This window comes from Actinophytocola sp., from assembly GCF_050699915.1.
In the GTDB taxonomy this organism is placed as follows: domain Bacteria; phylum Actinomycetota; class Actinomycetes; order Mycobacteriales; family Pseudonocardiaceae; genus Actinophytocola.
Genome location: NZ_JBOHGA010000225.1, coordinates 1 through 9,681 on the forward strand (window position 1 = coordinate 1; position 9,681 = coordinate 9,681).

General features: G+C 74.8%; 8 protein-coding genes. 5 read left to right on the forward strand and 3 right to left on the reverse strand.

The features are described 5' to 3' along the window. The coding region (locus tag ACRDSK_RS27865; RefSeq protein ID WP_431444303.1) for an N-acetylmuramoyl-L-alanine amidase at window positions 1-682 on the forward strand (682 nt) is incomplete at its 5' end. Window positions 683-848: 166 nt separating this feature from the next. Here the strand turns inward: ACRDSK_RS27865 and ACRDSK_RS27870 are convergent. Continuing rightward, entirely contained in the window at window positions 849-3,698 is a 2,850-nt protein-coding gene (locus tag ACRDSK_RS27870; protein ID WP_431444304.1) for a BTAD domain-containing putative transcriptional regulator, read from the reverse strand. Window positions 3,699-3,820: 122 nt separating this feature from the next. On the opposite strand from ACRDSK_RS27870, the gene ACRDSK_RS27875 reads away from it, so the two are divergent. After that, entirely contained in the window at window positions 3,821-4,585 is a 765-nt protein-coding gene (locus tag ACRDSK_RS27875) for a crotonase/enoyl-CoA hydratase family protein (protein ID WP_431444305.1), read from the forward strand. A 6-nt stretch (window positions 4,586-4,591) separates the two neighbouring features. On the opposite strand, the gene ACRDSK_RS27880 is transcribed toward ACRDSK_RS27875, so the two are convergent. After that, window positions 4,592-5,254 (reverse strand): hemerythrin domain-containing protein, encoded by a 663-nt coding sequence (locus tag ACRDSK_RS27880; protein ID WP_431444306.1) that lies wholly within the window; start codon window positions 5,252-5,254, stop codon window positions 4,592-4,594. Between the two features lie 153 nt (window positions 5,255-5,407). Between ACRDSK_RS27880 and ACRDSK_RS27885 the strand changes: the two genes are divergently transcribed. The 3 genes from ACRDSK_RS27885 to ACRDSK_RS27895 all read left to right on the forward strand — a co-directional run bounded on the left by ACRDSK_RS27885 (window position 5,408) and on the right by ACRDSK_RS27895 (window position 8,306). Then, the gene (locus ACRDSK_RS27885) at window positions 5,408-6,889 is read left to right on the forward strand and encodes an amidohydrolase (protein WP_431444307.1); all 1,482 of its coding nucleotides are present in this window, start codon (window positions 5,408-5,410) and stop codon (window positions 6,887-6,889) included. 155 nt (window positions 6,890-7,044) lie between these two features. Beyond that, window positions 7,045-7,611, forward strand: a complete 567-nt coding sequence (locus ACRDSK_RS27890) for a sigma-70 family RNA polymerase sigma factor (RefSeq protein WP_431444308.1) — start codon at window positions 7,045-7,047, stop codon at window positions 7,609-7,611. Beyond that, window positions 7,608-8,306 carry an anti-sigma factor family protein gene (locus ACRDSK_RS27895; protein ID WP_431444310.1) on the forward strand — a complete coding sequence of 233 codons (699 nt, stop codon included), beginning with the start codon at window positions 7,608-7,610 and terminating at the stop codon, window positions 8,304-8,306. Before ACRDSK_RS27890 ends, ACRDSK_RS27895 begins: the two co-directional genes overlap by 4 nt. Before the next feature lie 4 nt (window positions 8,307-8,310). On the opposite strand, the gene ACRDSK_RS27900 is transcribed toward ACRDSK_RS27895, so the two are convergent. Then, on the reverse strand, window positions 8,311-9,681 hold a 1,371-nt coding region (locus ACRDSK_RS27900; protein WP_431444311.1), incomplete at its 5' end, for a BTAD domain-containing putative transcriptional regulator.

A 9,681-nucleotide genomic window follows, 5' to 3' on the forward strand; every position in this document is an offset into this window, starting at 1 on the left:
CTGGTACCCCGTCGTCGCGGCGCACGGCGGCGCGACCGACGACCGGGTGGCCAAGATGTACGCCGACACGGTGTACGACCTGCTGCGGTCGGGTGTGCGGGCGCCGGCCGGCGCCGAGGAGGTCGCGGTGCCGGGCCAGGCGGTGCGCCCGGAGCTCGGCCGGTTCGCCGGCGTGCGCGCGCTGGACGAGACGCCCCGCGACGTCGGCGCGCGGGACTACCCAAACTCCATCTGGAACCCGGCGAGCGACGCCAACTACTCCTCCGGCCGGAACTCGGCGATCACCACGGTCGTCATCCACGTGACGCAGGGGTCGTACGCCGGCACGATCAGCTGGTTCCAGAACCCGGACGCGCAGGTGAGCGCGCACTACGTGGTGCGCTCGGCGGACGGTGAGGTCACGCACATGGTCGCCGACGGGGACACCGCGTGGCACGCGCGCTCCGGCAACCCGTACTCGATCGGCATCGAGCACGAGGGCTTCGTCGACGACCCGTCGTGGTTCACCGACGCGATGTACCGCTCGTCGGCGGCGCTGACCGCGTGGCTGTGCGACACCTACGGGATCCCCAAGGACCGGTCGGGAATCGTGGGCCACAACGAGGTGCCGGGCAACGACCACACCGACCCGGGTCCGCACTGGAACTGGGACTACTACATCCAGCTGGTCAACGGAGGCTGAGCGAGACCGGGGCGCGGGCCTGCCGGGGCGGGCCCGCGTCTCTCAGCTGCCCGGCCGTGGTCTGGGCGGAATCTGGGCGACCGGGCAGGCACGCTGCCGCTAGGGACCGGGGCGATCCTGGGGGTCGCCGCGGCTCCGCCGGGGGGCGGCCGGTCGCCTCCGCGGGTCAGTGCTCGCGGAGGCGGCGAAGGTCCTCGCCGACCTTGACCGCCCGCTCGCCCGCGCCGACCGACCGCCACAGCAGCAGCGCCCTGGTCAGGCGGTCACGCGCGGCGGGGACGTCGTCCTCCTCGACGGCCAGCGTGCCGAGCAGCTCCCAGCACTGCGCCTCCTCGAGCCCGTTCCCGGTGGCGGCGAAGAACGTCGCGGCGTGTTCGAGCGCCACCACGGCGTCGCCGCGGTTGCCGTGCCCGGCGTGCAGCCGGCCCGCGCGCAGCAGCGTGTAGGCCGCACACCGCCGGTCGTCGAGCTCCTCGAAGATCTCCATGGCCCGCCGCAGTGCGGACAGCGCACGCTCGGTGTCGCCGACGCGGTCGAACAGCGGGCTGTTCTCGCGCAGCACCACGGCTTCCCGGTGCGTGTCCCCGAGCCGGCGGCACAGCGCCAGCGACTCGCCGATCGACGCGACCGCCTCCTCGGTCCGGCCGAGCCCGGCCAGCGCCGTGGCCCGCGAGCTGCGCAGCTGCGCCTCGAGGTGCCGGTCCCCCGCCGCGGCCGCCAGCCCCAGCGCCGTCTCCGCCCGCTCGAGAGCCGCGTCGTACCGGCCGAGCATCCGCTCGACCGTGCCGAGGCCGGCGACCGCCAAGCCCTCGGCACGCTTGTCGCCGGCCAGCCGAGCCAGCTCGAGCGAGCGGGTCAGCTCCGCGGCGGCCGCGGCGAGCTGGTCGCGGAACAGGTGTACCTGCCCGAGACCGCGGCGCAGCACCGCCTCGCCGGCGGCGTTCCCCGCGGACCGGACCGCCTCCAGCGCGAGCTCGTGGGACTGGCGCCAGTCCCCGTAGAGGCAGCGCACGTCGTAGAACGGCCCCGCGGTCGCGGCGAGCCGCCAGGCGGTCTCGTCGAACCCCCAGTCCACCGCCAGGCGGATCGCACCGAGCAGCGCGGACCGCTCGGCCTCGAACCAGGCGAGCGGGTCCACGGCCGGGTCCGGACCGGGCGGCAGGTCGGGTGGGGGCGGCGGCCGGAACAGGCTCACCGGCATCAGCTCGCCGACCCGCGTGGCAAGCGTGAGCCAGGCGGTGAGCAGCCGGCCGACGGCGGCCTGGCGCTCGCCCTCCGGGAGGTCCGCCGCGCCCTCGGCGGCGTAGGCCCGCAGCAGGTCGTGCAGCCGGTAGCGGGGCGAGCCGGTGCCGTCGATCCCGGTCAGCGCGAGCAGGTTCGCGTCGACGAGCGTGTCCAGCACGTCCTCGGCGTCCGACCGGTCGAGCAGCGGGCCGAGCACCCAGCCGGGCACCGTCTGCGGGCCGAGCAGGCCCAGCAGCTGGAACGCGCGGACGGCGGCGGCGGGCAGCGTGTCGACGCTCGCCCGGAAGCTCGCCCGCACGCCGAGGTCACCCAGCCGCAGCACGTCGAGCCGGCGGGCCTCGTCGTCGAGCCGCTCGCGCAGCAGCCGCAGGGGCCACGCCGGCCGGCCGACGAGCTTGCCCGCCGCGATCCGGATGGCGAGCGGCAGGCACGCGCACGCCCGCACGATCGCGCCGGCCTCCGCCGGCTCGCGGGCCACCCGCTCGGCGCCCACGATGCTCGCGAGCAAGTCGTGCGCCTCCTCTTCGCGCAGCACGCCCAGCTCGACGTGTCGCGCACCGGCGAGGTCGGTGAGCAGCCGCCGGCCGGTCACCAGCACGGCGCAGCCGCCGGCGGCCGGCAGCAGCGGGCGCACCTGCTCACCGTGCGCGGCGTCGTCGAGCACGAGCAGCATCCGCCGCTCGGCCAACAGCGACCGGAACAACGTGGCGCGGGCGGACGCCTCGTCCGGCACGCCGGCGCCGGTGACGCCGAGCGCGCGCAGCAGCTCGGTGAGCAGCGAAGCCGGCTCGCGCGGAGAGTCGGAGGTGCCGGCCAGGTCCAGGTACAGCTGCCCGTCGGGGAACGCGCCGGCCAGCCGGTGCGCGGCCCGAAACGCCAGCGTCGACTTGCCGACTCCCGGCCCGCCGAAGACGACCACGACCGGCGCCGGAGAGCCGGGCGTCTCGGGCGCGAGCGCGGCCAGCACGCTGCCGAGCTGCTCGGCGCGGCCGGTGAAGTCCGGGACGTCCGCGGGCAGCTGGCACACCGGCGCGAGCATCGGCGTCGCCTCGTCCCGCAGGACGGCGGCGTGCGCGGCGCGCAGCCGCGGACCCGGCTCGACGCCCAGCTCGTCGACGAGCCGGCGGCGCACGTCGAGGTAGGCGTCGAGCGCCTCCGCCCTCCGGCCGGCTCGGCACAGCGCGGTCATCAGCTGCGCCCACAGCTCCTCGCGCAGCGGATGCCGGGCGAGCAGCGGCCGCAGCTCGTCGACGACCGCGCGGTGCTCGCCCAGCTCGATGCGGGCCTGGCTGTGGTGCTCGACGGCGGTGAGCCGGCGCTCGCCGAGCCGGGTCAGCTCGGCGCGCAGCAGTGGACCCGTCGCCAGTCCGTCGGCCGGCTCGCCGCGCCACAGCTCCAGCGCCCGGGCGAACCGGTCCACCGCCCGGCGCGCGTCGCCCCGGACCAACGCGACCTCGGCCTCGGCGAGCAGGTCCTCGAAGCAGGTGAGGTCGAGCTCGTCGGGCTCGACTCGGAGCAGGTAGCCGCCCTCGCGGGTGAGCACCCGGTCGCGGCCGAGGCGTCGGCGCAGGCTCGACACGTAGGTGCGCAGGTTGGTCTTCGGCGACGCCGGCGGCCGGTCCCATACGGACTCGACGAGATGGGCTATGCTCGCGACCTCGTTGGCGCGCAACAACAACGCGGCCAGCACGGCCCGCTGCCGCGGCCCGCCCAGCTCGATCCTGGTGCCCGCGTGGTCAGCCGCCAGCGGTCCCAGCAGTCGAAACTCCACGCCCCACCTCCGGCGCGTGACAGGATGTGAATTCCTGTCACTGTACCGTCGCGGGCGCCTGAGCAGAGCCAAACGGGCCACCGCCGTCCACATTGGACACGTAGGACGCCGAGGAGGAGCCGATGCCCGACGTCGTGCAGGCGGAGTTCGCCGACCGGGTCGCCGTGATCACGATCAACCGCCCCGAGGCGCGCAACGCGATCGACCGGGCGGTGACCCTGGGCATCGCGCGGGCCGTCGACGAGCTGGAATCGCGGGACGACGTCACGCTCGGGATCATCACCGGCGCGGGCGGCACGTTCAGCGCGGGCATGGACCTCAAGGCGTTCCTGCGCGGCGAGGACGTGACGCTGCCCGGCCGCGGCCTCGCCGGGATCTGCCAGTCGCCGCCGCGCAAGCCGCTGATCGCCGCGGTCGAGGGGTGGGCGCTCGCCGGCGGCTGCGAGGTCGTGCTGGCCTGCGACCTGGTCGTCGCCGCCGAGGACGCGAAGTTCGGCATTCCGGAGGTCAAGCGCGGGCTGGTCGCCGGCGCGGGCGGGCTGCTGCGGCTGCCGCAGCGGATCCCGCGGCAGGTCGCGATGGAGCTCGCACTCACCGGCGACCCGATCGACGCGGTCGACGCGCACCGCTACGGACTGGTCAACCGGCTCACCGCGCCCGGCGAGGCGCTGGCCGGCGCCCGCGAGCTCGCCGCACGCATCGTGGTGAACGGCCCGCTCGCGATCGCCGCGAGCAAGCAGATCATCACCGCGTCGGGAGACTGGCGGGCCGACGAGGCGTTCGACCGGCAGTGGGAGCTCCTCGGCCCGGTCTTCGCCTCGGCGGACGCCAAGGAGGGCGCTCGCGCGTTCGCGGAGAAGCGCCCGCCGCGGTGGCAGGGGCGCTGAGCCGCCCTAGGAGCCGTGGACCCGGACGACCTCCCGGCGGTAGATGCCCTTGCCGACCACCCGCCACAGCATGCGGGCCGGGACCGGCAGCTGGGCGAGGAACCGCCGGCGCTCGTCCGGTGTCGCGCCCTCCAGGATGCTGCCGAGCGACACGAAGGCCCGGGCGCCCTTCGGCAGCCCTTCCTGCGCACGTTTGCCGAGAGCGTCCCACTCGTCCTGAGTGAGGTGGCGCGAGCACAGCGGGAGGATCTCGTCCTCCTCGTCCGTCAGGTGCTCGTCCAGCGCGACCTGTGCCTCCTCGAACAGGGTGGCGAGCTCCTCGCCGCTGGTCTTGTCCGCGCGGGCGCGCCAGCCGGGGAGCAGCTCCCCCGCCCGCTCCAGCAGCGCGGCGACGGTCTCGTGCTGTGTCTCCATCCGGTGCACGAGCTCGCCGTCGAGCTCGCCGATTCGCTCCAGCAGCAGCGGCCAGAGCAGCTCGTCCTCGGCGGAGTGATGGTGGTGCAACCCGTCGACGAGGAACACGAGGTGGTCGGCCACCACGGCGCTGCGCTCCCGGTCGCCCTCGGCGACCTTCCTGAGCAACCCGGGCACGAGGCCGAACTCGCGCCGGAACAGCCGGTGGACGACCACCATCTCCCACGTGTCGACGGCGTCCTTGGTCTGCGACATGTAATGAACCCTTCCGATCTCTCGACAACACGTCAGTCGCCGCACCACGCGGGACCGTTAGGGCTGCTCACCGGAGGTCAGCGGTGTCTCGCTTGACGTGGTCGGCGACCGTCGGTTCCGACGGCTCGCCGGGTGGGCGATAGGTTGACCCGGATGCACAAACCACTTCTGCTGCGCGACGTCGCCATCGGTCTCACCGGGCGGCGCGCCGACGTGCGGGTCGGGGATGGACGGGTCGTCTCGATCGACGCCGTCGGGGAAGTGCCGGACGGGGTCGAGGCGTTCGCCGACGTGCTCGACGGGCGGGGTGGGACGCTGCTGCCCGGGCTCGTCGACGCGCACACCCACATGCTGCAGTGGGCCGGCGTCCGACGGCGGGTCTCGGTGGCCGGCGCACGCTCGGCCGCGCACGCCGTCGAGCTGCTCGTCGCCGCGCAGGGGCCACCCGTCGACACCGACCTGCTCACCGGCGCGCACTACAACGAGACGTTCTGGCGGATCCCGCCGCACAAGAACCTGCTCGACCGCGCCTTCCCCGGCCGGCCGGTCGCCGTGTTCAGCAACGACCTGCACGCGGTGTGGCTCAACACCGAGGCGCTCACGCTGGTCGGCCGCGAGCACCCGACCGGCGTGCTGACCGAGGACGACGCGATGGCGGTGACCGCCGCGCTGCCCGCGCCCGACCCGGCCGAGTCCGACCGATGGGTGCTCGACGCCACCGACGCCGCGGCCGCGCGCGGGGTCACCACGATCGCCGACTACGAGTACGCCGACACCGTCACCGACTGGACGCGCCGGCTGTCGGTTCGCCCGCCCTCGACAAGGATCCGCTGCGTGATCGCGCGGTTCGCGCTCGACCGGGCGATCGAACGTGGCCTGCGCACCGGCGACCCCGTTCCCGACGGCGACGGGCTGCTGACCGTCGGGCCGGTCAAGCTCTTCCTCGACGGCTCGCTCAACACCCGCACGGCCTTCTGCCACGAGCCTTACCCCGGCGAGTTCCCCGACGACGAGTACGTCGGTGAGCTGCTGCTGGCCGAGGAGGAGCTGCTGGCGCTGGTCCGGCGCGCCGGCCAGCACGGCATCTCCCCCGCCCTCCACGCCATCGGCGACGGGGCCAACCGGATCGCCCTCGACGTGCTCGCCGCCGCGGGCGTTCTCGACGGGCGCATCGAGCACGCCCAGCTGCTCAACCCCAGCGACGTCCCCCGCTTCGCCGAGGTCGGCGTCGTGGCCGGCGTCCAGCCCGCCCACGCGCCCGACGACCGCGACGTCGCCGACCGGCAGTGGCCGGGCCGCACCGCACGCGCGTTCGCCTACGCCGACCTGCTCAAGGCCGGCACCCGGCTGGAGTTCGGTTCGGACGCGCCGGTCGCCCCGCTGGACCCGTGGGACGGCATCGCGTCCGCGGTGACCCGCACCGACGACGACCGGCCGCCGTGGCATCCGGAGCAGGCGCTGTCGCTGCCGGCGGCGCTCGCGGCCTCCGCGGGCGGCCGCACGACGGTGGAGGTCGGCGATCCCGCGGACCTCGTCCTCACCGGTCGTGACCTGCGGGACCTGCCGCCCGACGAACTGCGCGACATGCCGATCGCGGCCACGATTCTGGGCGGGCGGCCGACGCATGTGGGCTGAGAACGAAGTTGAACCGGTTAGGCCGTCTGTTCGTGTGGTTTGTTGTGACGGCATCCCTGTCCAGTACCCTGCTCGTCGATCGAGGCCCGGCCTGGTTCGCCCGGGCCGTTGCCGTGCAGCCTCGTGAACGGATCCCCGGGCAGGTGATGGCAAGCGTGGCTATCCCAGGCAGGAAGTCGCGCCGTGCGCGGCAGGTGCCCGGTGAGGAACTCATCCGCACCCTCTACGCCGAGCACGGACGCAGCCTGCTCGCGTACGCGGTGCGCCTCACGGGAGACCGGGCCGCCGCCGAGGACGTCGTGCAGGAGACGTTACTGCGAGCCTGGAAGCACGCCGAGGACCTCGAGCACGGCATCGGCTCGGTCCGCGGCTGGCTGCTGACCGTCGCGCGCAACATCATCACCGACCGCGCACGGGCCAGGGCGGTCCGGCCGACCGAGGTCAACCAGCCGGTGGACATCCCCACGCCGAGCCGCGACCACGCCGACGACGTGGTCGACACGATCACCGTGCTCGGCGCCATCGACCAGCTGACGCCCGAGCACCGGGCGGTCATCGTCGAGCTCTACTACCGAGGCCACACCGTGAACGAGACCGCGGCCGCGCTGCAGATCGCTCCGGGCACCGTCAAGTCCAGGACCTACCACGCCGTCCGCGCGCTACGAGCGACGCTCGGCGCCAAGAACGCCAAGGGCGCGAACAAGAAGGGAGGGGCCCGATGAACCCCGTCGACCACGACCCCTCTCTGCTCGCCGCGTACGCGCTGGGCGGGCTGGACCCGGCGGAGCAGGCGGCGGTGCAGGCCCACGTGGCCGGCTGCCCGGACTGCCAGCTTGAGGTCCGCGAGTTCACCAACCTGCGGCTGGCCCTCGACGAGGTGCCGCCCGAGGCGTTCATGGACGGCCCCCCGGCCGGCGGCGACATGCTGCTGCAGAGGACGCTGCGCCGGGCCCGCGACGAGGGCGTGCCGCAGCGGCGCGCCTGGGCGCCGATGGCGATCACCGTCGCCGCGGCGGTCGCGCTCGTGGCCGCGGTGAGCGGCGGCATCGTGATCGGCCGGCAGACCGCGCCCGAGCAGGTCGCCGGCGGCCCGACGACCTCGGTGCCGAACAACGCGCTTCAGGCGAAGGCGACCGACCCGGACACCGGCGCGACGATGGCGGTGACCGTGACCCCGAAGATGGGTTGGGTCACCGTGCACGCGGACGTCAGCGGGATCAGGGCCGGCCTCGACTGCCAGCTGCTCGTGATTCCGCGCTCCGGCGAGCCGGTGCTGGCCGGCAGCTGGCGGGTGGGCAAGGAGGGCGAGACCGAGGGCACGCCGCTGGACGGCGCCGCCCTGGTCGACCCGACCGCCGTCAAGTCGGTCCAGGTGGTCACCACCGACGGCAAGAAGATGGTCGACGTCCCGGTCTGACAGCTCACTGGCCCGACACCGAGAGCAACCGCGGCTGTGCCGCGGCCCGGTACCGGGCCAGCGCCGCCTCGCAGGCAGCCGCACCGTCCTCGACGAGCGCGCGGCCGTGGGCGAACGTGCGGACCGGGTCGAGGTAGCGAAACCGGTCCCCCGCACCCGGCTCGACGAGATGCGCGTCGGCGAGCGACTCCAACAGGTGCACGGCGTCCGCCTCCGACAGCTCCAGCACGGCCGCGGCCGTCCGCAGCGAGATGTCCGGCCCGTCGGGCACCGCGAGCAGGCGGAAGGCCCTGGCCTGCGCGGAGGTCAGCTCGCGCAGCGCCGACTCGTACGGCGCCTCGATCGCCCCGCACTCGGGCTGCCGCAGCTCCTCGTCCGGCCGCGGCGGTCCGATCCGGGCGGCCGCGGTCGCGAGCGTCCAGTCCGGCCGCGACGCGAGCCGCGTACCGATCGCCCGCACCACCTGTGGCAGCCCGGATGCCGGCCGCAGGAAGCGGCGAGCCTGCGCCGGCTCGGCGTGGATCCGCGCCGGACCGGCGATCTTGGCCAACAGCTCGACCGACTCGTCCTCGGCCAGCCCGTCCAGCTTGAGCCAGCGCACGTAGTCGAGTCCGAACAGCCGCCGCCGGGCGGTCAGCACCACGGCCGCGCCGCCCGCCCCGGGCAACAGCGGCCGGACCTGCTCGGCGTCGCGCGCGTCGTCGAGCACCACGAGCAGCCGCCGGCCGGCGGTACGCGTGCGCCAGAGCGCCGCCCGCTCGCCCGGCGCCTCGGGCACGGCGACGCCCATTCCGCGCAGCAGGGCGGAAAGCGGGTCGGCCGAGGCGGCGAGGTCGACGAAGAGCCGGCCGTCGGGGAAGTCGCCGGCGTGTCCGGTGTGGACGGCGAGCGCGGTCTTGCCGACACCCGCGAGGCCGACGATGCCGATCACCGGCACGCTCGCGGGCGTCGGGGCCAGCGCGTCGAGCATGCCGGCGAGCACCTCGGCCCGGCCGGTGAAGTCGGGCAGGTCCGGCGGCAGCTGCGCGGGCGGCGGCACGGGAGGTGTCGCGGTCGAGGCCAGCGTCGGGTCGCCGGCCAGCACGCGGCGGTGCATCTCGCGCAGGTCCGGCCCGGGCTCGATGCCGAGCTCGCCGGCGAGCAGCCCGCGCGTCTGTCGGTACACCTCCAGCGCGTCGGCCTGCCGGCCGGACCGGTACAGCGCGAGCATCAACAGCTCACGCGGCCGTTCGCGCAGCGGCCGCGCGTCGACGACGACACCGAGCCCGTCGACGGCCTCGGCATGGCGGCCCAGCTCGAGATCGGCCGCGGCGAGGTCCTCGATCGCCGCGACCCGCAGCGCGTCGAGCCGAACGCGCTCGGCCTCGGCGTACTC

Bases quoted from the DNA above. Each gene is read 5' to 3' on its own strand.
- ACRDSK_RS27895 (WP_431444310.1), top strand. From the start codon at position 7,608: ATGAACCCCGTCGACCACGACCCCTCTCTGCTCGCCGCGTACGCGCTG.
- ACRDSK_RS27885 (WP_431444307.1), top strand. From the start codon at position 5,408: ATGCACAAACCACTTCTGCTGCGCGACGTCGCCATCGGTCTCACCGGG.
- ACRDSK_RS27880 (WP_431444306.1), bottom strand. From the start codon at position 5,254: ATGTCGCAGACCAAGGACGCCGTCGACACGTGGGAGATGGTGGTCGTC.
- ACRDSK_RS27875 (WP_431444305.1), top strand. From the start codon at position 3,821: ATGCCCGACGTCGTGCAGGCGGAGTTCGCCGACCGGGTCGCCGTGATC.